Source organism: Streptomyces sp. H27-H1, assembly GCF_026627445.1.
Taxonomy (GTDB): Bacteria; Actinomycetota; Actinomycetes; order Streptomycetales; family Streptomycetaceae; genus Streptomyces.
This window is the reverse complement of record NZ_JAPNLJ010000072.1, coordinates 1-21,442: the sequence shown is the minus strand read 5'-3', so window position 1 is coordinate 21,442 and position 21,442 is coordinate 1. Positions and strand designations below refer to the sequence as shown.

Genomic DNA, 21,442 nt, shown 5'->3' with positions numbered 1-21,442 from the left:
GCACCTGCAAGCTCCGGCCACGTCCTGACAGCAGGAACCGTCGGACGTCTCATGGACACAGTTGGACGGTCGCGCGGTACAGGCCTGCGATCGGGTCGTCTTCCCACCGGGTGCCGGTGTCGGCGTAAACCCGGTCCCTCTCGGTTCCGTTCGGGTCGCGGATCACCATCATGGCCTTGGAGCGGTACCGGCCTTCGGTGTCGTAACCTCGGTCGTGGACCTCGATAACGGTGCCCGATGCGGTTGTGTGCGAAGCGACGATCTTGGACACTTATTTCTCCTGGGTTCTCTATGGGGATGTGGGGATGTCGGGTGGCAGGGTGAGCTCGCTTTGGCCCGGCGGATCTCGTTGTTCACCAAGAACCGACGACGCTTTCGGGATGAGCGGTGTAGTCATCGGCCAGGGCTGTGTAGTGGGCTATAGCGCTGGCAGTGTCCGGGGACCACGCTGTGACGGTTCCACCGCCAGGGTTTGCGTGATCGCGGAGGTATTCGGCCTGGGCGGAGTCGCTCGATGAATGCCCGGCAGAAACCCAGCCGAAGTGGTCGAAGAAGATGGGCCAGCCGTCCTCGTCCGTCTGGTGTTCGTCGCAGCCGTAGAAGCCGATGCTTCAGCGGCCATCCGGGGACTGCCAGGTGACGTTTTCTCGGTACAGGCTCACGGGCGACGGATCCTTCTGAATCTGGAGGCTGCTTTCAGGCCCACTCAAGCCGTCAGAGCCTGTCAGGCCATCCGATGGCGAATCTGGACCATGTTCCGCCGCTCAATCCACTGATCCCCTGGCTGGTGGAGGACGGCACCTGTCGCGGCGGCGGTCCCCAGGCATCGGCGTACCGGAAGGCAATGGGGCTGCTGCTCGGACAGCACACGACCATTGCGAGAGGCTGAGGTCGAGTCCGTCCCTGAGGGCATCCGCACACTTGAGGGGGAGCGGCCCCCTTGACCCAGGGGCAGGCCAGATCCTCAGCGGCAGAGCCCAGCGGGAGCGGATCCCCTAACAGTCCCGGAGGCCGCCCCGACGGATTCGATTCGGCCCCGTACGAGGGAACGGGAACGTCCCCAACGGTGTCCTCGCGGGCTATGAACAGGCAATTCCCGGCACCATCGACTGCTCGACTGCCGTCGGACCCGGCCTCGGGCCCGTACGCCCTCACCGCAGGCCCCGACGGCGCGCTGTGATTCACCCGCAACCAGGCCCACGCGATCGGCTGGATCACCCCGACCGGTGAACTCACCGAGTTTCCGCTCCCCGACCCCGCCTGTCGTCCCCACGCGATCACCGCCGCGCCCGACGGATCCGTGTGGTTCACCGAGTGGGGGTCCGGCCGCATCGGCTCCCTCACTCCCGCCGGCCGGCTGACGGAGCACCTCTTGCCCACCCCCGACTGCGAACCGCACCGTCTCGCATTCGGCCCGGACGGGGCGCTGTACGCGGCCCTGGAGAAGGGCGAGATCCTGCGACTGGTCCGTGGCGAGGCTTGAGCACACACCGTCACATGCAATAGGCGACGTGTAACGGTAAGGATTACTTTTGCCGACAGCCGCCGTACGGCAGCTGCCTTACCCCACCCCGCAGGACCCGACCAGAGGCCTTCAGTCGCCTCGATCGAGTCCTGCGACATGTCCGGTTCGCGCACTTTTCCCCTTGACTTTCCGTGGCGACAAAGAGTGACTCCCGTCACTTCCAGTGACGGAAGTGACATGACTTCCACAGGACCGGGGCACGAGGGCACGTGCACCACCATCGCCGCGGGTAGGCCGCGGTGCCGGAATCGGAGGTACAGCCCGTCGTGTCCGAGCAGCAGACCATCCACATCGCAGGGACCTGGCGGTCCGCGGTATCAGGCGCCACCCGAGAGGTCTTGGACCCCGCGGACGCCACGGTCCTCGCCGTCGTCGCCGAAGGCGGCACCGCGGACACCGACGCGGCCGTCAGTGCCGCCCGTGCGGCCTTCGACGGCGGCGAGTGGCCGCAGACCCCCGTCCTGGAGCGGGCCGCGCTGCTGCGCCGCGCCGCGGACCTCCTCCACCGGGACCGCGAACACATCGGGCTGCTGGAGAGCCGCGACGCGGGCAAGACCCTGGAAGAGGGGCGGGTGGACGTGGACTGCGTCGCCGACGCCTTCCGCTACTTCGCCGACCTCGTCGCCGGCGAGAGCGCGGGCCGCGTGGTCGACGCCGGGACCCCCGACGTCCACAGCGTCGTCGTCCACGAGCCCGTCGGGGTCTGCGCCCTGATCACCCCGTGGAACTACCCGCTCCTCCAGGCGTCATGGAAGATCGCCCCGGCCCTCGCGGCGGGCAACACCTTCGTCCTCAAGCCCAGCGAGATCACCCCGCTGTCCACGGTGGCGCTCATCGGCCTGCTGGCGGAGGCCGGTCTCCCGGCCGGCGTCGCGAACCTGGTCACCGGCCCCGGCGACCCCGTCGGCGCCCGCCTCGCCGCCCACCCCGACGTCGACCTCGTCTCCTTCACCGGCGGCCTCACCAGCGGTACGAAGGTGATGCGCGCGGCCGCCGACTCCGTCAAGAAGGTCGCCCTCGAACTCGGCGGCAAGAACCCCAACGTCGTCTTCGCCGATGCCTGCGCCACCGAGGACGGCTTCGACACGGCCGTCGACCAGGCCCTCAACGCCGCGTTCATGCACAGCGGCCAGGTCTGCTCCGCCGGCTCCCGACTCATCGTCGAGGAGAGCGTCGCCGAGCGCTTCGTCGCCGAACTCGCCCGCAGGGCCGACCGCATCCGCCTCGGTCGCGGCACCGACCCGGGCGTGGAGTGCGGCCCGCTGGTCTCCGCCGCCCAGCGCGAACGCACCGAGGAATACGTGGCCTCGGCCCTCGCCGAGGGAGCCGTGCTCCGCTCCGGCGGCGTGCGGCCCGACGGCCCCGGCTACTTCTACCGGCCGACCGTGCTCGACGCCTGCCACCGCGGGATGCGCGTCGTGCGGGAGGAGATCTTCGGGCCGGTCCTGACCGTCGAGACCTTCCGTACCGAGGCGGAGGCCGTCGCGCTCGCCAACGACACCGAGTACGGCCTCGCCGGCGCCGTGTGGACCTCCGACCCGGGTCGCGGCCGGCGCGTCGCGGGCCGGCTGCGCCACGGCACCGTCTGGATCAACGACTTCCACCCCTACCTTCCGCAGGCCGAGTGGGGCGGCTTCGGCAAGTCGGGCACCGGGCGCGAACTGGGCCCCTCGGGCCTGGCCGAGTACCGCGAGGCCAAGCACGTGTACCAGAACCTCGCCCCCCGCCCCGTCCGCTGGTTCGCGGGCTGAAGGAGGAACAGAGCCATGACCACCCCCACGCACACCCCCGCATCCGCGGAGCAGGAGTACGACTACGTCGTCGTCGGCGGCGGCACCGCCGGCTCGGTGATCGCCTCCCGCCTGACCGAGGACCCGAACGTCACCGTCGCCGTCATCGAGGGCGGCCCCAGCGACGTCGACCGCCCCGAGGTGCTCACCCTGCGCCGCTGGATGGGCCTCCTGGGCGGCGAACTCGACTACGACTACCCCACCACCGAGCAGCCCCGGGGCAACTCCCACATCCGCCACAGCCGCGCCCGCGTCCTCGGCGGCTGCTCCTCGCACAACACGCTCATCGCGTTCAAGCCGCTCCCGTCGGACTGGGACGAATGGGAGCGTTCGGGAGCCGAGGGCTGGCACGCGGCCGCCATGGACCCGTACTTCGACAAGCTCCTCAACAACATCGTCCCGGTCGATGAGAAGGACCGCAACGCCATCGCGCGCGACTTCGTCGACTCCGCGCAGACCGCGTTGGGCGTCCCGCGCGTCGAGGGGTTCAACCGCAAGCCCTTCCACGAGGGCGCCGGTTTCTTCGACCTCGCCTACCACCCCGAGGACAACAAGCGCTCCTCCGCGTCGGTCGCCTACCTGCACCCCGTCATGGACGAACGCCCCAACCTCCGGATCCTCCTGGAGACCTGGGCCCACCGCCTGGAACTCGACGGCGCCCGGGCGCGCGGAGTCCACGTACGCGCCGCCGACGGCACGGAGTCCCTCGTCACCGCCCGCCGCGAGGTGCTCGTGTGCGCCGGCGCCGTGGACACCCCGCGACTGCTGCTCCACTCGGGCATCGGACCGCGCGCGGACCTGGAAGCCCTCGGCATCCCCCCGGTGCACGACCTGCCGGGAGTCGGGGAGAACCTGCTCGATCACCCCGAGTCGGTGATCGTCTGGGAGACCGACGGACCGATACCGGAGAACTCGGCGATGGACAGTGACGCCGGCCTGTTCGTCCGGCGCGACCCCGAATCGGCCGGCCCCGACCTGATGTTCCACTTCTACCAGGTCCCCTTCACCGACAACCCCGAGCGCCTCGGCTACGAACGCCCCGTGCACGGGGTGTCGATGACCCCCAACATCCCCAAACCCCGCAGCCGCGGCCGCCTCTACCTGACCAGCGCGGACCCCCGGGTCAAACCGGCCCTGGACTTCCGCTACTTCACGGACGAGGACGACTACGACGCCCGGACCCTGGTGGACGGCATCAAGCTCGCCCGGGAGATCGCCGCGACCGAGCCCCTCGCCGGCTGGCTCACGCGCGAGGTGTGCCCCGGCCCGGAGATCACCGGCGACGAGGAACTGAGCGCCTACGCCCGCTCCGTCGCGCACACCGTCTACCACCCGGCCGGCACCTGCCGCATGGGCGCCACCGACGACCCCGGGGCCGTCGTCGGCCCGGACCTGAAGATCCGCGGTCTCGAAGGCATCCGCATCGCGGACGCCTCCGTCTTCCCGACGATGCCCGCGGTCAACCCGATGATCGGAGTACTCATGGTCGGCGAAAAAGCAGCCGAACTGCTCGTCCGGGAAGGCGGTACCCGATGAACACCACCCCCGCCACCCCCGCGACGTCCGTCGCCTCCGCCGGCCCCGGCACCTCCGAAGCGCCCCCCGTCTTCTCCGTGAACGGCCTGTGGAAGGTCTTCGGCCCCGACAAGGCCGCCGCCAAGGTCCCCGGCACCGCCGACGCCGACCTGTCCGCCGCCGAACTGCGCGAGCGCACCGGCTGCACCGCGGCCGTCCGGGACGTCACCTTCGACGTCCGCAAGGGCGAGGTCTTCGTCGTGATGGGCCTGTCCGGCTCCGGCAAGTCCACCCTCGTGCGCTGCCTCACCCGGCTCATCGAGCCCACCGCCGGAAGCCTGGCCATCGACGGCGAGGACGTCCTCGCCATGGACGCCGCCCGGCTGCGCACCCTGCGCCGTCGACGCGCCGCCATGGTCTTCCAGCACTTCGGCCTCCTCCCGCACCGCACCGTCCTCGACAACGTGGCGTACGGACTGGAGATCCAGGGCGTCGGACGCGCCGACCGTCGGCGCAAGGCCGCCGAACTCGTCGCCAAGGTCGGCCTCGAAGGCCTGGAGGACCGCCGCCCCGGCCAGCTCTCGGGCGGACAGCAGCAGCGCGTCGGCCTGGCCCGCGCCCTCGCCTCCGACCCCGAAGTGCTCCTGTTCGACGAGCCGTTCAGCGCACTCGACCCCCTCATCCGCCGCGAGATGCAGGAGGAGGTCGCCCGGCTCCACCACGACGAGGGCCGGACCATGGTCTTCATCACCCACGACCTCGCCGAAGCCCTGCGCCTGGGCGACCGGATCGCGCTGATGCGCGACGGCCGCATCGTGCAACTCGGCACGCCCGAGGAGATCGTCGGCTCGCCCGCCGACGACTACGTACGGGACTTCGTCCGCGACGTCCCCCGCGAACAGGTGCTCACCGTCCGCACCGCGATGCGTCCGGCCACCTCCGAGGAGGCCGAACACGGGCCGGCGCTCACCCCCGCCACCACCGTGGTCGAGGCCATCCAGGCCGTCGCCCGCACCGGCGGCACGGCCCGCGTGGTCGACCGCGGCCGCTGCCTGGGCGTCGTGGACGACGCGGGACTCCTCGCCGTCGTCGCCGGACTCCCGGCCGGCACGGGACGGGGGGTGGCTGCATGACCCGCCCGGCCCGCCCCCAGGTCCCCGTCCCCGAAGCCCGGAGGTGGTGCGCGTGACCGCGACCCCGACCCACACCCCGCCCGACACCCGCGCCGCCGCCCCTTCGGAAGCCCCGCAGAATTCCGAACGGCCCGCCGGCAAGGGTCCCTCCCGCAGAGCGTCGGCCCCCAAGGACCGCCCCCGCAGAGCCCTGCCGGCTCTCGCCGCGCACCGTGCGGTCCTCATCCCGTTGGGCATCGCCGCCGTCCTGCTGATCCCGCTCGCCGTGGCCTTCCCGGGCGCCGGCAGCTGGCCCGCGGCCCTCGCCGTGGACCTGTCCGGCCCGCTCGGCCGCGCCGGCGACTGGATCATCGACCACCGTGACAGCCACCCGCTGTTCCTTTACTTCTTCGGCCACGTCAGCAACGCCGTCGTCGTCTCCGTCCGCGCCGTGTACGTCCTCCTGCTGGCCGCCGGCTGGACCGGGGTGACCGCCCTGGCCGCCCTGGTCGCCTGGCGCCTCGCGGGCATCCGGCTGGCGCTGACCTGCGCCGCCGCCTTCGCCGCCTGCGGACTGCTCGGCATGTGGGTGCCGACCATGCAGACCCTCGCCCTGATGGTCGTCGCCGTCGCCTCCTCCGTCGTACTCGGCGCCCTGCTCGGCCTCGCCGCGGGGCTCTCCCCGCGCGCCGACCGCGTCCTGCGCCCCGTGCTCGACACCATGCAGATCCTGCCCGCCTTCGCATACCTGCTGCCGATGGTGCTGGTCTTCGGCATCGGCGTGCCGGCCGCTGTCCTTGCCACCGTGGTCTACGCTGCCCCGCCGATGGCCCGCCTCACCGCCCTCGGCCTGCGCGAGGCCGACGCGGGCGTCCTGGAAGCCGCCGCCTCGCTCGGCGCCACCGGACGCCAACAGCTGCTGACCGCCCGCCTCCCGCTCGCGCGCCGACAGCTCCTCCTCGGGGTCAACCAGGCCATCATGACGGGCCTGTCCATGGCCGTCATCGCCTCCGTGATCGGCGCGGGCGGCCTCGGCGACCGCGTCTACCAGGCCCTCGCCTCAGTGGACGTCGGCGCCGCGCTGGCCGCCGGCATCCCGATCGTGCTGCTCGCGGTGGTGCTGGACCGCACCGCCGACGCCGCGGGCGACCGGATCGGCGCCCACCCCGTGCCCGCCGACGAACGGCACCTGCTGCGAAGGGTGTTCGCCGGCTGGTACGGCCGCCTGCTCACCCTCCTCGTGGCGGTGGCCGCCGCCGTCGCCGGCCGCATCACGGGCAGCTCCCTGTGGCCCGAGTCCTGGACCGTCTCCCTCGCCGACCCGGTGAACTCGGCCGTCGCCTGGATGACCGACCACCTCTATTCCGGCGTACCCGTCGTCGGCGGCACCGCCGACTGGGCCGCCCACTTCACCGGCTGGATCCTCGACCCGATGCGCAGCGGACTCCAGGCCGCCCCGTGGTGGCTGCTCCTGCTCGTCGCCTGCGGGCTCGCCCTCCTCGTGGGCACCTGGCGCACCGCGCTGACGGCCGTACTGGCGCTCGCCGCCATCGGAGTCCTCGGCGTGTGGGAGCCCTCCCTCGACACGCTCTCCCAGGTCCTGGCCGCCGTCGCGGTCACGCTCGTCCTGGGCTTCGCGATCGCTGTCGGCGCCGCCCGCAGCGACCGCGCCGAGAGGCTGCTGCGGCCCGTCCTCGACGTGTGCCAGACCCTGCCGCAGTTCGTCTACCTCATCCCCGTGGTCGCGCTGTTCGGCGTCGGCCGCGCACCGGCGGCCGCCGCCGCCGTGGTGTACGCGCTGCCGGCCGTCGTACGGATCACGACCCAGGGCCTGCGCGAGGTGGACCCGACCGTCGTCGAATCCGCCCGCTCGCTCGGTGCGACCCGCTCGCAGCTGCTGCGACAGGTCCAACTGCCGCTGGCCCGCCCCGCGTTGCTGCTGGCCGTCAACCAGGCCGTGGTCCTGGTCCTCGCCGTTGTCATCATCGGCGGCCTGGTCGGCGGTGGCGCCCTCGGCTACGACGTCGTCCTCGGCCTCGCCCAGGGCGACCTGGCCACCGGCCTGGTGGCCGGCGCCGCGATCGTCTGCCTCGGCCTGCTCCTCGACCGCGTCACCCAGCCCGCGAAGGAGGCCTGACATGCCGCGCACCACACCCCGGCGCGCCCTGGCCGCGGTCGCCGCCGCGACCGGACTGGCCGTCCTCACCGGCTGCGGGGCCGCCGACATGACCCGCCAGTCCTCCCCGTACGCCGCCGCACAGGGGGCGAAGACCGTCACGCTCTCCGTCCAGTCGTGGGTCGGCGCCCAGTCGAACACCGCCGTCGCCTCCTACCTGCTCGAACACGAGCTTGGCTACCGGGTGGACACCGTCCAGGTCGACGAGGTACCCGCCTGGGACGCCCTCAGCCAGGGCCGCGTCGACGCGATCCTGGAGGACTGGGGCCACCCCGAGCAGGAGCAGCGGTACGTGGAGGGCAAGAAGACCATCACCCCCGGCGGAGACCTCGGGGTGACGGGCCACATCGGCTGGTTCGTCCCCACGTACTTCGCCGAGGCCCACCCCGACGTCACCGACTGGAAGAACCTCGGCAAGTACGCCGACCAGCTGCGCACCCCCGAGAGCCGTGGCAAGGGCCAGCTGATGGACGGCTCTCCGTCCTACATCACGAACGACAAGGCCCTGGTCAAGAACCTCGGCCTGGACTTCGAGGTGGTCTTCGCCGGTTCCGAGGCGGCCCAGATCACCCAGATCAAGCAGTTCGCCAAGGAGAAGAAGCCCTTCCTGACGTACTGGTACGAGCCCCAGTGGCTCTTCCAGCGCGTCCCGATGACCGAGGTGAAGCTCCCCGAGTACACCGAGGGCTGCGCGGACGACACGGAGAAGGTCGCCTGCGCCTACCCGCGCACACCGCTACAGAAGTACCTCAATACGCACTTCGCCGAATCGGGCGGTGAGGCCGCCGACTTCCTGAAGAGGTTCCACTGGACCAAGGAACAGCAGAACGAGGTGTCCCTCATGATCGCCGAGGAGAAGCTCTCACCGCAGCAGGCGGCGAAGAAGTGGGTGGAACGCAACGAGAACGTGTGGAAGTCCTGGGTGAAGTGACCACCCGCCGTGCCCGGCCCGCAGCGCCCTGAGGTGCCGGGCCGGGCGGAGTGGGGGAGCATGGGTCTGTCTCACAGCATCCGGAAGGAGTTCCACATGTCGATGCTCGACAAGCTCAAGGGCATGCTCAAGGGCCACGAGGACCAGGCACGGCAGGGCGTAGAGAAGGCCGGCGACACGTTCGACTCCCGGACCGGGAACAAGTACCAGAGCCATGTCGACGGCGTTCAGGAGAAGCTGAACGATCAGATCGGCGGGACCGACAAGCCGAAAGAGCAGTGATCGCCGGTAGCGACAGCAGGCAGTGATCGCGGCCGGCGTCCGCAGGGGCCGCAGCCCGCATCCGGTCCGGCCCTGCGGGCGCGGGTCCGGACCGGAGCGTCATCAGTGCCTCAGTGCCGTGCGGCGCCGACCGCCGCGCGCCCGCAGCCGGCACAGCTTGAAGTGGGCCTGGGAGCTGAGCTCTGGCGATGGCGGCTGTAGCAGGCCGTGCAAAGCCCCTGGGACGGCAAGGGCTTCGTCGCGCGGCAGATCCGACAGATTCCGGTAGAGGCGGCGTAGGCCAGGGCTTCTTCGGGGACCCCTTCCCCGGGGCCTTGTCGTTCGTGGCCCGGCTGATTTCGGTCCAGCCAGCCGGGCCCTTCGTCTCGATGGTCACCGTGAAGTTGTGCCGGAGCACGGGCTGATTACAGAGGGCCACTGCCTCGCCCCGAACCATGCCCCGGTTCACGAAGGGCGCCGAGATGGTGTGAAGACAGGCCCGACCTCCCTGGTCTCCAGTGGTTGTCACCTTGTCGTCCGCTGGCGCGGCGCATCCGGCCTGCTCAGCGCCGGTTGAGCCAAGCACGGCCAGGGTGACGCCGATGGCCGTGACGAGACGTCGCATCTGGATGGGCATGTGCGGAGTGTGGTTGCGGAGGGGATGGCGGGCAAGAGCTGGCGACGCAATTGAGTCACCAGCGGAAGCCCCGAAGGAATGGGCCCGGGTGTGCGGCCTCATGGTCCGCGGCTGCCTTGGAGGCGAAGGTTTCGAAGTCGTCGGCTTGGAGTCCATGCCTGGGGTCTATCCACTGAGCCTTTTCCAACCTCAGGTTGAGGCGTGGTGAAGGACGACGACGGCCTTCACGATGTCGGTGATCCGGTTGGTGCTGCAGCGGAGCTGCAGCAGGAGGCGCCAGCCCTTCAGGGTGACTATCAGTTCAACGACCAACCGATCCTGTGTCATGCCCAGTCCACGCCCAGTCCACGCCCAGCTTCCGTAGCGCGTCCAGCTGCTCCGCCGTGAGCTTGTCACGCCTCGACTTGGTGTTCGAGACCCAGACCCCCACCGGCTCCGCCTCGGCGTCGACCGGGATCGGCTCGCTGTGGCCGCGCGGGACCGCCCGCTGACCTTCCCGCTCCACCCACTGCGCGAGGGCCGCCAGACCCCGCTGGAACGCTTGCCGCCGATGCGATCGGCGCCATCCTGAGGGCCGACGAAGAGACCCCCGGCCCCGCGTTGGACGCCGGGGAGCATCCCGGCGCCCTCAGCACGGGCACCATCATGGGCGCGATGGCCGGCCACATCGTCGAGACCAGCGCCTCGCTCGGCCTCGATCTCGCGCTCCCGCCGGCCGTGCGGTCCCACTACCGGCGCGCGGTCGAGGACGGACACACGGCGACAACTGGACCCGCGTCATCGACGCATCCGGGACCCGCGCTGACCGGCCGTGCCGGCACGAGGGATGTCAGAGTGCGGTGGTCGCCAGGAGGTCGATGACGATCTCCGTTCCCAAGGCGTACGCCGGGACGCCCGAGGTGATGAGGGCGGTCTCGGCGACTCCGATGAGGTCGGCGACAGTGGCGCCCGCGTGGAGCGCGCCCCGGGCGTGAATCCTGGCGGGGTGTTCCCGGCCTAGGGACAGGAGTTGCCCGTAGTGGACGAGCTGCTGCACGCGAGCGCCCAGCGGATTGTCGGTCAGCACGATGTGCCGCAGCGCCGCGAGTGCCTCTTCGGTGGGGAGCCGGTCGAAGTCCCGCGCCAGGCGCAGCCGTTCCTGCACGCCGCCCGGAACGCCTCCGAGGGTGGAGTGGTAGCGGGCGCGCACGGCCTCGGTGCGCCGGGCGAAGGCGTCATCGGCCGTCACCGCGACCGTCATCGCGTCGTCAGTCATGACGCGACCCGGGCGATTGAGGCGCGTACGGCGGCCAGGGCGCCCTCGGGGAAATCCACGGCCCCGCCGATCGCAGCCGCCGCGATCTCCGCCTCGGCGCTCTCCTCGATGGCCACCACCAGGTGGGCGGTCGCCGCCGAGTCCGGGCCGAACACGATCAGTCCGTGGTTGGCCAGCAGGGCCGCCGAGGTCGTGGGGCGCCGCTTCAGGACCTCGACGATGCCCCGGACGGATACGTCGGACCCGCGCGGCCCCCACGGCACCACCGGGACCTCCTCCGGCTGTCCGAAGCGCAGCATCGGCTCGGTCCGGCACGGCAGCGGCCGGTGCGCGACGGCGAAGGCCGTCGCGGAGGGCGAGTGGGTGTGGATGACGGCGCCCACGTGCGGGCGGGCGCGGTAGACGGCGCTGTGCATGGCGATGATCTCGGCGCTGACCGACCGTAGCTCCCCTTCCAGGATCCGCCCGTTGAGGCTGACGGCCGCGAGGTCGCCGGGGCGGAGCCCGCGAACGAATCCCGGCGTCAGCAGGAAGCTCTCGGCGTCGAGCCGGGCGCTGAGGTTGGCATGCCCCGAGTGGGACATCACCCCAGCCGTGAAGAGCGCCTCCGCCGCCGCGACCAGCTCGTGCGCCCGCTCGTTCGCCACCTGTGTGGTTGTCATCCGGCACCTCCGAAGTCCGCTGCCGGCGGCTCTCGATCGCCGCCGTGCTCGCACGTCCCACTCTTCAACTTAAACTCAGGTTCAAGTCAAGCGGCCGACGGCCGGACCGAGCGGGAACGGCAGGAGCGGCTACGTGCGCATGACCATCGGACAGCTCGCGGAGATCACCGGAGTACCGGCGTCGGCCATCCGGTTCTGGGAACGCCACGGCCTGCTGCCCGCGCCCGAGCGCCAGAGCGGGCAGCGGCGCTACCCGCCGGAGGCCGCGCAGCGGATCGTGGTGCTGCGCAAGTGCCAGCAGGCGGGGCTGACCCTGGCGGAGATCGGCGAGTTCCAGGAGGACCCACCGCGCAGGCAGGCGATGATCCGCGCCAAGATCGCCGAGGTCGAGCAGCGGATGATCGACCTCGACCACGCCCACCAGCTCCTGGTCCACGCCCTGCAGTGCGGCGAGGAGGACATTGTCAGCTGCACCAAGTTCCGGCAGCAGATGGCCGCCTGGGAGACGTCCGCCCCGACCTCGCCGTAGTCCCGGCCCACGAGACCTCCGCCCACACCACCTTGCCGGGTACGGGCCCTTCCCGTACGCCCCACCGGTCGGCGTACGCCTCCACCAGCGCCAGCCCCGCCCCGGGCCGCCCGGCTCGGGCAGCCGGTCACCGCGCGTATCGGCCACCTCGATCCGCAGCAGGCCGGGACGCGCGAGCAACTCCAGGAATGGTCGGTCTGTCGCGCCTCGAGAACCCGTCTACCAGGAGCTCCGTCGTTCCGTACAGCTGGCAACCTCCAACACCTCACCGCCGCAGTCAGGTTGGAAAAGGCTCAGTAGTTGACGGCAACGTCAGCGGACTGGAGGTGCGAAGGGCGGCAGGTCGGCGCTGGCGTCAGGCTGTGTGGTGATCTCTATGGGGTTGTGGAGTGTGCGGCCGAGGAGGTCGATGGCGTCGCGCTGGAGGCAGAGCCGGACGTGGGCGTAGACGGTGGCGGTGACGCCGATGTGGGCCTGGCCGAGGAGTCCTTTGATCACGACGAGTTCGACGCCTTGCTCCAGGAGGAGGGTTGCACAGGACGTCACGTCGCCGAGGTGCCCGGCCGCGCGGCGAGGCCAGAGCACCCACAGGCACGACGCCGGGCGTACCGCCACCACCAGCGTCCTCGCAGCAGTGCGCAGCTTGTCACCCGAGCGGTGGGAGGCGAGGACGACGTCCGCAATGGCCAACCGGCGGCGACTGTGAAAATCGCTGTCCCATCAGCGGAGCACGGTGATAGGCATCCGGCGTGGAAAAGAATCTTGAGTTTCCTGACCTGCTGCGACTGATCGATGAACGGTCGACCGCCTTCCGCACCGTGGTCGCCGCCGCGCCCAGTCTCGACGCACGGGGCTGCTGGCCCGTCGCCGTCCTGATGAGGCACAGCTTGGCCCTGAGGCGGGGTCACCGCCGCGTCCGCCCCTGACGGCTTCACACCCTCCCGGGCCCGGACGCGCCCCCAGGCCGGGGACGCGCCCGGGGTCCTGTCAGGGGGTGATGCTGAACAGCATGCGCTGGCCGGGGTGTTCGGTGACCGTCCAGAGCTGGTTGGTTGCCCCGGACCAGACGGAGAAGTCCTCGACCCCGATCGCGGACCTCCGGCGGTTCGTCGTCTCGACGAGTCGACCGGTGCTGGTGTCTGGTCTGGCCACGATCACCCTGCCGTTCGACGCTCCTCGGCTCTGGCTGAGGTAGTACGTACCGTTGATGACCGCCGCTCCCTGGATCCCGCCGTTGTCGGTCTCTGACGTGTCGTAAGGAATGCGGTAAGCCGCGTCAGCCGCCCAGTATCCGTAACTGTTCGTCGCGGGAGTTCCCCCGCTGGTGTTCATCGGCCAGCGGATCACCCTGCCCGTGGTGTACGCATCGGTGACCTGCGCCTTCTCGCACCACTCGCCGGTAGTGATGTGCCGCACGGTCGAGCTGCGGTCGAGGCTGGCGAAGCTGGTCTTCGGCGTGACGTCCCGGGCCGTGCACGTCTTTTCGCTGTCCTGGACGTCGCACGGAGTGCCGGGCGGCGGCTCGACCGTGTCGCACGCGGAGTTGGACCATCCGTCGCTCTGCGGAAGGATGTAGCGGTATCCGTGGGCGTGGTACACGCCGTCCTGCCTGCCGATGGCGGTCTTGGACGTACCCCACTGGCCGGCGGGCAGGGCCCCGAGGTCGATGATGTTGCGCAGGTCGAAGACCCGGAATCCGCGGTTGGTGTCCGCCACGTACAAGTAGTAGCCGTACCAGACGATGCCGCCGGCGTGCAGCGAACCGTACGTGTACGAACTCGACGAGTACCGCTGCGACGTACGCAGACTCATGTAGCTCGCGTTGCCGGAGCCGTTGATGAACGGGTACACCAGCAGGACGTGTGCGTACTTCCCGGTGCTGGAGTCGATGAAGGAGACGCGGACGCCCTTGCGTTCGGTGTGCAGCCCGTCGACGTCCATGTCGTCGGGCTTCTTGTCTCCGTTCCAGTCGTCCTTGTTGTACCAGGTGGCCATCAAGGGCTTGTGATCCGTAGGGTTCCACCCGGCTGAAGGATCGCCCCAGGTCTGGTCCTCGTCGGCGTCGGCGACGCCCGTCACGCCCTGCGGCCACCACTCGGAGGTCGCGGGCTGGCCGTTGTCGTCGCCGTCGAAGCAGAAGCTGCGGGAGAAGTTCTCGGGGACCGTGCCGCTTTCGACGGCATCCCCATTGCAGACCCCCGCGCTCCAGTTGCCCTGACGGCCGCCCTCCTGCTGCAGTATCGAGTTCACGCCGGTGTTCGGCAGATCGGCGTTCAGTTTGGCGACCCGGCTCTGCAGATCGTCCCGGTTGGAGATCGGGCGGAGCTCGAAGTTGCTCAGTGCGAGACCGGGATCGTCGGCGGCCTGCGCGGGTGCCGCCGACAACAGCGATGCGGCGATGGTCGCCACGAGCGATATCACCGCCCTCGCCTTGTAACTCTTCCTCATGCATTGCTCCCTGTTATGGCCGTGGTCCATGGCTCGCGGGAGTGTAGGCGACGGCCGCAACTGTTCCATGACCGCCCCCTGGAGGCGTGCGGCCTCAAGGCTTTCAGCGCGGCGGACCGGCCCCGCTTCGAGGAGGGTTGGCGTTCGGCGCTTGCTGCGGTGAGCCTGGCGGTCTTCGCGGGGTGGGTATGGTCACGGAGGTGTTTTCAACGCGGTTGGGGTGGTTATGCCCCGTCAGGTGCGGTTGAGTGTAAATGTGGTGACTGCCCGTCGGACTCGCGGGATGCGATCCGGACGTCACGTCGGGCGGTGATGCCAAGCCGTCGCGGTCCGGTCAGGGGCCAGATGGAAAGCAGGGCGCGCCGGGGGTGCGGGCGTTGCCTGGTCTGTCGGCGACGGCGGCGGCCCGCAGTCAGCTCGGTGGGCTGAGGGTTGCCGACCAGCACTCGAGGGCGAAGTTCACGCACTGGGCCGGGCAGGCGATTCCTGTGACACCCGGGAGGTTGTCCTTGAGTGGGCCGGGAACGATGTGAAGCGTGACAGCGTGTCGGCGGCGACGAACCGGGCCAAGGGCGACCAGGGCCCCGACGAGTGGCAGCCCCCAGCCAAGACGTACTGGTTCACCTATGCGACGGCCTGGACGAACGTAAAAGGCACCTACGAGCTCACGGTCACCCCGACGGAGAAGGCGAAGCTGACCGAGATACTGGAGACATACACGTCATGAACACTCCCCAGCCCGGCAGCAACCCGGGCGACGGCGACAACGACGGCAGCGCTGGCGGGCCAGCACCCCTGACCTTGCACATCAAGGCGGGGTCCGGCGGCGCTATGACCGACGAAGTCGGCGTCATCACCGGTGACGTCACCCCGACCCCCGAGCTCGGCCCCGACGGCACCATCCAGGTCCGAATCCAGTACACCGGCGCCGAGGATTGGTACACCCTCACCGGCAGCCCGGCCCCACTCCCCCCGGGCGGACACGCCGCCTTCCACCAGCATGTAGTCGACGCCGTCCAGGCTGGCGGTGCAGCCGAAGTCCCGTGTCATTAGTACCGGATCGGCGAGGCCGGGACCCAGGTGAGGGCCGCGCGAGGCCGGGCCATGGAAGCGGTAAGCAGCGGCCCATTACGAGGACCGGCCGGCCCCGGGTCCGTAGAACGGGAGGAGGCCGGTGTGGACCAGTTCGTTCAGGATGCGGGGGAACCTGCACCCATGTGGCCCGCGCCCACTCCGGCATCCGGGGCTTCGGAGTCCTCCGGCCGCACGGACCGTCCGGTGCCCCGCGGCCCTGCCGAAGAGCTCACGGTCGACGGCGAGGCGGAGCCCGTCGTCGTAAAGCTGGGCGTGTGGGTATCCAACACCAAAACCCGACGCAGCAAGCTTGACGCCGCCCAGCTCGCCGCACTCGCCGAGCTGGGCGTCGATTGGGCGCGGTAGCGGTTACGACAGAGCTCCCGGGGGCGCCCTCTTGATGTGGTCTCTCGGAGGCGGGCGAGTCACGCCCTGCCGGAAAATTCGCGAGGAAAGGCCCCACGGCTCCAGCCTGGCATGCCTCCTGCGCGCCTGTGGTGGGGTCTTCGTGATCCTCTGATCCCGGCGGCGGCACCCCAGAGCGATGCATTCGGCAATGTCGTGGACGCGACCATCTGCGACCACAACACATAGGGTCTGACCTGCGTGTTTACCTCAAAATACTTAGGATGGACGTGCACGGGCGACGGCGTGGAAGCAGCGTCGTCCGCGCTTTGATGACCTCCGCTCACCATGCTCAGGACGTCCCAGGGAGGGTGCTTCATGACCGAGTCCGGCAGCCCCAGTCAGCCAGTGAGCGAGTACGACGGCAGTCAGATCCAGGTATTCGAGGGCCTCGAGGCTGTACGCAGGCGGCCCGGCATGTACATCGGCTCGACCGGCGAGCGCGGCCTGCACCAAATGGTCTACCAGGTCGTCTCGTACGCCATCGACGAGCACCTGGCCGGCCACGCCGACGCCATCGACGTCACGATCACCACAGACGGCGGCATTCGCGTCGCGGACAACGGGCGGGGTCTGGCCGTCGAGGCGCAGGGGCCCGCGGGCAAGTCGGCCATCGAACGCGAACTGACGGAGCTGTCCTTCGGCTCCAAGCCTCACACCGGCTACGGAGTCTACGGCGGCCTCAGCGGCCTGGGGCTGTCCGTGGTCAACGCGCTGTCGAGCCGTCTCACCGTCGAGGTCCAGCGAGACGGCCACCGCTGGACGCAGGAGTACGGGAAGGGCATCCCGGTCACTCCGCTGACGAGGTACGAGGAGACGAGCGAGCATGGCACCGCGATCGCCTTCCTGCCCGACGCCGACATTTTCGAGACCACCTGGTGCTCGTTCGCCACGCTGTCGCAGCGCCTCCAGGAACTGGCCTTCCTCAACGGGGGGCTGGCCATCTCACTCACCGACGAGCGTCCGGAGCGGCCGGTCCGCTACCACCACGTTGACGGTCTTCGGGACTATGTCGCCCACCTCAACCCCTACCCCCCGAGTCTCGTCCACTCCCCCGCAGTCGGCTTCGAGTCGGAGAACGAGGACCAGACGATCTTCGTGCAGGTCGCCCTGCAGTGGAACACCTGGTCCCCGGGAGAGTTCCGCTCCTTCGCGAACAACACCCGTACTCATGAAGGCGGCGCCCACGAAGTGGGCTTCCGTACCGCACTCACGGACCTCGTCAACGACTACGCACGCCGCCAGCAGCAGATATCCGCAGACGACCAGGACCTCACGGCCCAGGCCATCCACGAGGGCCTGACCGCCGTCATCTCTGTCAAACTCGCCCATCCCGACTTCGCGGGATCCACCAGAACCAGGCTCAGCAATCCCGAAGCGGACACCTACGTCCAAGAGGTCGTCCGCCGACACCTCACCGAGTGGCTGGACCACAACCCGAACCAAGCCACAGCCATCATCCGCCACATCCTCAACGCCTCTTCCTGACGAGGAAAGTCGCTTCGAAGGACCTGCAGCCGGGGAGCAAATGCTCCTGGAGGTCACGGTCACGGAGCAGTGGATGGAACGGGAACGCGCGGACCGGCCGGTGCCCCGCGCCCACGGCGAAGAGATCGTGGTCGAGTGCGAGGCGGAGCCGGTGATCGTGAAGCCGGGCGTATGGGTCTCCAACACCAAGACCCGGCGCGACAAGCTCGCCCACGAGCAGCTGGACGCGCTACGCGAGCTGGGCGTCGACTGGGCTTGACCCAGTGCGGCGCTGAGCCGGAGAGCACGAGACCCCGGGGCCGCGATGGCCTCGGGGTCTCGTGCGTCAGGACGCTGCAACACCGTGACAGCGGTCACAACGGGCATCCAACCCTGTCACCGCAGGTCAGGGGTGCAACACAGTTCGGGTGCTGCAGCAGATGCCCGGGAGCTGGCTACCGGCGACGCGGGATGGTCACCTGCGCCTCCGCCAGCACAATGCCGGTCGCCTGGTCGCAGTGCACGGGAACGTACAGGCCCCAGTCGGCGTCGCCGGCGGTGAGCCAGTCGCCGTCCCACGCGGCATCGGTGGTTTCCAGCACGCGGCCGGCGAGCGGGTCGCCCAGGAGTCGGACGATCACAGCGGTCCTCCATTCCGGCGGGACCTTCTCCCGCCTCACCCCTGGGCTGGACTCGGCGGCAGAACGACAGCATTGGAGTGCTCGGGGGAAATGGATCCCTCGTGATGTGGACTTTGCCGGAGCCAATGCTGACCGTTGCCGTCCCGGCCCGTGATCTGCGGCCAGGCTGGGCCGGGGAGGCGAAGTGGGACGGATTCCGCGCGCTGGTCTCAGCCGACGCGGGCCGGGTGGTGCTGCGTTCCAGGCGCGGCTCTGAGATGGCGCCGGCGTTTCCGGAGATCGAGGCTGGGGCCGCGCAGCTGCCGGACGCGACCGCGCTGGATTGCGAGCTGAATCGTCTGGGACGCTCCCTGGCTGCCTGCCTGCGCCGGTCAACCGGCCATGGCCGCCACGACCAGCGCAACAGCCGCACCCCACAGCAGCACCACAAGCGGCCATGCCAGCCGCCCGCGCCCGGTACGCCTGCGCCACAGCACCAGCCACAGCGCACACGCCGCCACGACAACGACCGTCACGCCGCTCAGCTCGCCCTCCCGCCACGCCACCCGAACGGCGCCAGGGTTAGCACCCCACACAAGGAGCGCAACGAGGACACCCACGGTCAGCGCACACACCGCTTCCAGCAGCCTGCTCATACGGCGCCCTTCTTCTCCGGCGTGTCCGTCAGGTCAGTGCGCGGGCGGAACGGACGGCTTGACCTCGACGGTCTCCGTCTTGCGACCTCCTGCGTCCGTGCTGATGGTATGAGAAGATCGCCCCGATCTGACCTGGCCGGACTCCACATCGCAGGCATCTTCCCGTGGTCAGCCCGATGATCCAATCGAAACGGCCCAGCTGTCAGCCTTGGGCTGACAGCGGCACTTGAGACGGACCGGTGGGTGAGCGGTCGAGGAGCGTGGCGAAGAAGCCGCCGAGCAGGGGCTGTGCGCGGTCGTGGTCGCGGAGTTCGTCGTGGCCGAACCGGAAGACCTCGTAGCCGCCGAACTTCAGGTCGCGGTCACCGGCCATGGTCGCGGCGTACTTCGTGCTGTCGGGTTCGGTTCCGCCGTTGCGGGTGTAGTGCCGCATGCCCTCGACTTCCAGTACCACGGGGCCTTGACCCGGGATTTTGGACACCGGAGAGACTTGGATCGTGATGGGGAGAACGCAGTCTCTGTGGGGATGATTCCTAATGCCGTTTGTCAAGCTGCGGGGGCTGTTGGTGGCGTGAGTTCGTAGGGCCGTCCGTCACGGAGGAGCGCCCAGAGGACATTGACGCGGCGGCGTGCGAGGGCGAGGACGGCCTGTGTGTGGCGTTTGCCCTCAGCTCGTTTCCGGTCGTAGAACCGGCGGGATTCCTCGGAGGTTCGGATGCTGGCCATGGCGGAGGTGTAGAACACGCGCTGGAGCCGTCGGTTGTATCGCTGCGGGCGTCGCAGGTTGCGGCTGATTTTGCCGGAGTCGCGTGGGACCGGTGCCACGCCGCCGAAGCCCGCGAGGCGGTTCGGCGTTCCGAACACGGTCATGTCTCCGCCGGACCCGTGCGTGCCACCGGTGACGGGGGCGGCGTCACCGGTTCCGATACAGGGGCCGTAGGTCTGGTTGATGGCGCGGGTGCTGCTCGCGACGGTGAGGGTGACCGGGGGGTTGTAGGTGGTAGAGGATGAGGACGTGCAGTTCACGGTGTCGAGAACCTGGGGGGAAGCGGTGGCGGAGGTGGCGGGGACTGCCAGGCCCAGCAGCAGCGTGGCGGCGGCTAGGGCACCGCGCAGGAGCGTGTTGAGTGATAGCTCGCGGTCGATCTCCTCCCCCACACCGGTCTGCTGGTCGCCATCGCGGAGGAACTCGTCTTCCCGGTGACCGCACTGCCCAACGAACTCGTCGACATCTGCGCCGACTCCTTCGTCCCGGACGAGCTCGGCGTGCTCTTCCGCATGATGATCCGCGTGTGGGCCTCCAACTGTCCCGCCAGCGCGGCGCCGGCCATCGCCCGCTGCATCGCGCACTTCGCCGCTCAGGTCTTCGCCACCGACCCGCATCTCAATCGCGGTTGTCACCTGCGGCAAGCCGGAAGGGCATCCGGCCACCGGCCTATCTATGCGGATCTCAGCAACCCGGCACTGGCGAGGAGAGGCTAACGGCCTTGTGTCCGCACGCTCTTGGAGCGGCGGAACGGGGCCGCCCGCAGAACGGCCACCAGCTCGGTCTCACTGGTTGTGGTGAGCAGCCGCTTGGGTACGATCAACAGGCTGGCCTTCCAGCCGACGCGGCCGGTCACCACGTAGACCCGATCCGTCTCGTAGGAGCGGTACATGGTGTGCCACGGCACCCGCATGAGCTCCTCGGAGCCGCGGGAGACGACGAAGCCGGCGTTGTCGACGACGGCGTGCTTCTCCCCCGTGGCCTGGTCGGCACGGAACATGCGGCCGGCGAGCAACGGGGGCAGTAACAGGCCGAGCACTGCGTAGACCAGAGCGAGCGTCAGCAGCCCAGCGTTGATCGGGCCGCCGTGAGCGGAGGGCCTCAGGCTCAGCGCCGCCATCAGGGCCGCGGCCACGACGATGAGCCACCGTAGGCGTCGGAACCAGCCGGTCGTTGCGAGGGCCTCGTCGAACTCCTCCCGCGTCAGGATTCCGCTGAAGGTGATGGTTGCCTGCCGTATGTCGTCCACGGGCGCGGAGCCTACAGGTCCGCGCCCGGCTCGCCAGAGCAAGGACTGGCTGCGTAGGTGAGAGCTCGTGAATAAAGTCATCCCGGCATTCGGGTGCGTCCACCGACGATGTCGTGACCGCACTCAGAGGTATGAAAGATCCGCGCACGGGGCCGCCATCCCGTCATCGGACGGCGGCCCCACGCGCGGCGCGTGGGTCAGGACAGGGTGACCTTGTACTTGGTGAGGGCCTCGGGGACCGGCTGGTAGAAGGTGGTGCCGCCGACGGAGCAGTTGCCGCTGCCGCCGGAGGTGATGCCGAGAGCCTTCGTGCCGTCGTAGAGCGCGCCGCCCGAGTCCCCGGGCTCGGCGCAGACGTTGGTCT

General features: G+C 69.7%; 23 protein-coding genes and 6 pseudogenes. 16 read left to right on the top strand and 13 right to left on the bottom strand.

Translation table 11 applies throughout. From position 1 onward, the window contains the following. Nucleotides 1-49: 49 nt before the first annotated feature. Complete coding sequence (locus OTB20_RS38895; RefSeq protein ID WP_267824639.1) at nt 50-271, bottom strand: hypothetical protein; 222 nt, start codon at nt 269-271, stop codon at nt 50-52. A 921-nt stretch (nt 272-1,192) separates the two neighbouring features. Between OTB20_RS38895 and OTB20_RS42990 the strand changes: the two are divergent. The 7 genes and pseudogenes from OTB20_RS42990 to OTB20_RS38860 all read left to right on the top strand — a co-directional run. Then, a pseudogene (locus tag OTB20_RS42990) lies at nt 1,193-1,483 on the top strand (virginiamycin B lyase family protein); the annotation flags it as partial. Between the two features lie 308 nt (nt 1,484-1,791). After that, entirely contained in the window at nt 1,792-3,276 is a 1,485-nt protein-coding gene (locus OTB20_RS38885) for an aldehyde dehydrogenase family protein (RefSeq protein WP_267824637.1), read from the top strand. A gap of 15 nt (nt 3,277-3,291) precedes the next feature. Next, nucleotides 3,292-4,851: a GMC family oxidoreductase gene (locus tag OTB20_RS38880; protein WP_267824636.1), complete on the top strand. Its 1,560-nt coding sequence runs from the start codon at nt 3,292-3,294 to the stop codon at nt 4,849-4,851. Further along, a complete protein-coding gene (locus OTB20_RS38875) occupies nt 4,848-5,963 on the top strand; it encodes a quaternary amine ABC transporter ATP-binding protein (RefSeq protein WP_267824635.1) in 1,116 nt (371 codons plus the stop codon). Before OTB20_RS38880 ends, OTB20_RS38875 begins: the two co-directional genes overlap by 4 nt. Before the next feature lie 52 nt (nt 5,964-6,015). Continuing rightward, nucleotides 6,016-8,079: an ABC transporter permease gene (locus OTB20_RS38870; protein ID WP_420716588.1), complete on the top strand. Its 2,064-nt coding sequence runs from the start codon at nt 6,016-6,018 to the stop codon at nt 8,077-8,079. A gap of 1 nt (nt 8,080) precedes the next feature. Continuing rightward, a complete protein-coding gene (locus OTB20_RS38865) occupies nt 8,081-9,049 on the top strand; it encodes an ABC transporter substrate-binding protein (protein ID WP_267824634.1) in 969 nt (322 codons plus the stop codon). 96 nt (nt 9,050-9,145) lie between these two features. Further along, nucleotides 9,146-9,331: an antitoxin gene (locus tag OTB20_RS38860; RefSeq protein ID WP_267824633.1), complete on the top strand. Its 186-nt coding sequence runs from the start codon at nt 9,146-9,148 to the stop codon at nt 9,329-9,331. 805 nt (nt 9,332-10,136) lie between these two features. Here OTB20_RS38860 and OTB20_RS38855 read toward each other — a convergent pair. Further along, a pseudogene (locus OTB20_RS38855) lies at nt 10,137-10,238 on the bottom strand (IS5/IS1182 family transposase); the annotation flags it as partial. Between the two features lie 10 nt (nt 10,239-10,248). Beyond that, nucleotides 10,249-10,497 (bottom strand): annotated as a pseudogene (locus tag OTB20_RS38850) (Helicase associated domain protein); the annotation flags it as partial. Between OTB20_RS38850 and OTB20_RS38845 the strand changes: the two are divergent. Then, a pseudogene (locus OTB20_RS38845) lies at nt 10,488-10,732 on the top strand (NAD(P)-dependent oxidoreductase); the annotation flags it as partial. The pseudogenes OTB20_RS38850 and OTB20_RS38845 sit on opposite strands and share 10 nt — an antisense overlap. 44 nt (nt 10,733-10,776) lie before the next feature. Here OTB20_RS38845 and OTB20_RS38840 read toward each other — a convergent pair. After that, nucleotides 10,777-11,202 (bottom strand): carboxymuconolactone decarboxylase family protein, encoded by a 426-nt coding sequence (locus tag OTB20_RS38840; protein ID WP_267824632.1) that lies wholly within the window; start codon nt 11,200-11,202, stop codon nt 10,777-10,779. Then, nucleotides 11,199-11,864 (bottom strand): class II aldolase/adducin family protein, encoded by a 666-nt coding sequence (locus tag OTB20_RS38835; RefSeq protein WP_267824631.1) that lies wholly within the window; start codon nt 11,862-11,864, stop codon nt 11,199-11,201. The genes OTB20_RS38840 and OTB20_RS38835 overlap by 4 nt, the downstream gene beginning before the upstream one ends. 139 nt (nt 11,865-12,003) lie before the next feature. Between OTB20_RS38835 and OTB20_RS38830 the strand changes: the two genes are divergently transcribed. Next, complete coding sequence (locus tag OTB20_RS38830; protein ID WP_267824648.1) at nt 12,004-12,393, top strand: MerR family transcriptional regulator; 390 nt, start codon at nt 12,004-12,006, stop codon at nt 12,391-12,393. A 312-nt stretch (nt 12,394-12,705) separates the two neighbouring features. On the opposite strand, the gene OTB20_RS42985 is transcribed toward OTB20_RS38830, so the two are convergent. Next, nucleotides 12,706-13,083 (bottom strand): hypothetical protein, encoded by a 378-nt coding sequence (locus OTB20_RS42985; protein WP_267824630.1) that lies wholly within the window; start codon nt 13,081-13,083, stop codon nt 12,706-12,708. 297 nt (nt 13,084-13,380) lie between these two features. Next, complete coding sequence (locus OTB20_RS38815) at nt 13,381-14,841, bottom strand: hypothetical protein (RefSeq protein ID WP_267824629.1); 1,461 nt, start codon at nt 14,839-14,841, stop codon at nt 13,381-13,383. A 544-nt stretch (nt 14,842-15,385) separates the two neighbouring features. Here OTB20_RS38815 and OTB20_RS38810 point away from each other — a divergent pair. The 5 genes from OTB20_RS38810 to OTB20_RS38790 all read left to right on the top strand — a co-directional run bounded on the left by OTB20_RS38810 (nt 15,386) and on the right by OTB20_RS38790 (nt 18,067). Then, nucleotides 15,386-15,568 carry a hypothetical protein gene (locus tag OTB20_RS38810; RefSeq protein WP_267824628.1) on the top strand — a complete coding sequence of 61 codons (183 nt, stop codon included), beginning with the start codon at nt 15,386-15,388 and terminating at the stop codon, nt 15,566-15,568. Next, on the top strand, nt 15,565-15,894 hold the full coding sequence (locus OTB20_RS38805; protein ID WP_420716587.1) for a hypothetical protein: 330 nt from the start codon (nt 15,565-15,567) through the stop codon (nt 15,892-15,894). The genes OTB20_RS38810 and OTB20_RS38805 overlap by 4 nt, the downstream gene beginning before the upstream one ends. A 123-nt stretch (nt 15,895-16,017) precedes the next feature. Continuing rightward, nucleotides 16,018-16,281: a hypothetical protein gene (locus OTB20_RS42980; RefSeq protein WP_420716589.1), complete on the top strand. Its 264-nt coding sequence runs from the start codon at nt 16,018-16,020 to the stop codon at nt 16,279-16,281. Nucleotides 16,282-16,638: 357 nt separating this feature from the next. Then, nucleotides 16,639-17,808, top strand: coding sequence for an ATP-binding protein (locus OTB20_RS38795; RefSeq protein WP_267824627.1), 1,170 nt, complete (start codon nt 16,639-16,641; stop codon nt 17,806-17,808). A 40-nt stretch (nt 17,809-17,848) separates the two neighbouring features. Beyond that, nucleotides 17,849-18,067: a hypothetical protein gene (locus tag OTB20_RS38790; RefSeq protein WP_420716586.1), complete on the top strand. Its 219-nt coding sequence runs from the start codon at nt 17,849-17,851 to the stop codon at nt 18,065-18,067. A gap of 175 nt (nt 18,068-18,242) precedes the next feature. Here OTB20_RS38790 and OTB20_RS38785 read toward each other — a convergent pair whose 3' ends face one another. Further along, the gene (locus OTB20_RS38785; protein WP_267824626.1) at nt 18,243-18,428 is read right to left on the bottom strand and encodes a hypothetical protein; all 186 of its coding nucleotides are present in this window, start codon (nt 18,426-18,428) and stop codon (nt 18,243-18,245) included. A gap of 104 nt (nt 18,429-18,532) precedes the next feature. On the opposite strand from OTB20_RS38785, the pseudogene OTB20_RS38780 reads away from it, so the two are divergent. Beyond that, nucleotides 18,533-18,799 (top strand): annotated as a pseudogene (locus tag OTB20_RS38780) (hypothetical protein); the annotation flags it as partial. On the opposite strand, the gene OTB20_RS38775 reads toward OTB20_RS38780, so the two are convergent. From OTB20_RS38775 to OTB20_RS38765, 3 genes and pseudogenes are all read right to left on the bottom strand, one after another. After that, on the bottom strand, nt 18,800-19,063 hold the full coding sequence (locus tag OTB20_RS38775; RefSeq protein ID WP_267824625.1) for a hypothetical protein: 264 nt from the start codon (nt 19,061-19,063) through the stop codon (nt 18,800-18,802). A gap of 202 nt (nt 19,064-19,265) precedes the next feature. After that, nucleotides 19,266-19,544, bottom strand: coding sequence for a hypothetical protein (locus tag OTB20_RS38770; RefSeq protein ID WP_267824624.1), 279 nt, complete (start codon nt 19,542-19,544; stop codon nt 19,266-19,268). Between the two features lie 65 nt (nt 19,545-19,609). Then, nucleotides 19,610-19,945, bottom strand: a pseudogene (locus OTB20_RS38765) (transposase); the annotation flags it as partial. Nucleotides 19,946-20,263: 318 nt separating this feature from the next. Between OTB20_RS38765 and OTB20_RS38760 the strand changes: the two are divergent. Next, the gene (locus OTB20_RS38760; protein ID WP_267824623.1) at nt 20,264-20,545 is read left to right on the top strand and encodes a hypothetical protein; all 282 of its coding nucleotides are present in this window, start codon (nt 20,264-20,266) and stop codon (nt 20,543-20,545) included. On the opposite strand, the gene OTB20_RS38755 is transcribed toward OTB20_RS38760, so the two are convergent. Together OTB20_RS38755 and OTB20_RS38750 are read right to left on the bottom strand one after the other, a co-directional pair. Continuing rightward, nucleotides 20,542-21,078: a YcxB family protein gene (locus OTB20_RS38755; RefSeq protein WP_267824622.1), complete on the bottom strand. Its 537-nt coding sequence runs from the start codon at nt 21,076-21,078 to the stop codon at nt 20,542-20,544. The two genes, OTB20_RS38760 and OTB20_RS38755, sit on opposite strands and share 4 nt — an antisense overlap. A gap of 197 nt (nt 21,079-21,275) precedes the next feature. Next, the coding region (locus tag OTB20_RS38750) for a trypsin-like serine protease (RefSeq protein WP_267824646.1) at nt 21,276-21,442 on the bottom strand (167 nt) is incomplete at its 5' end.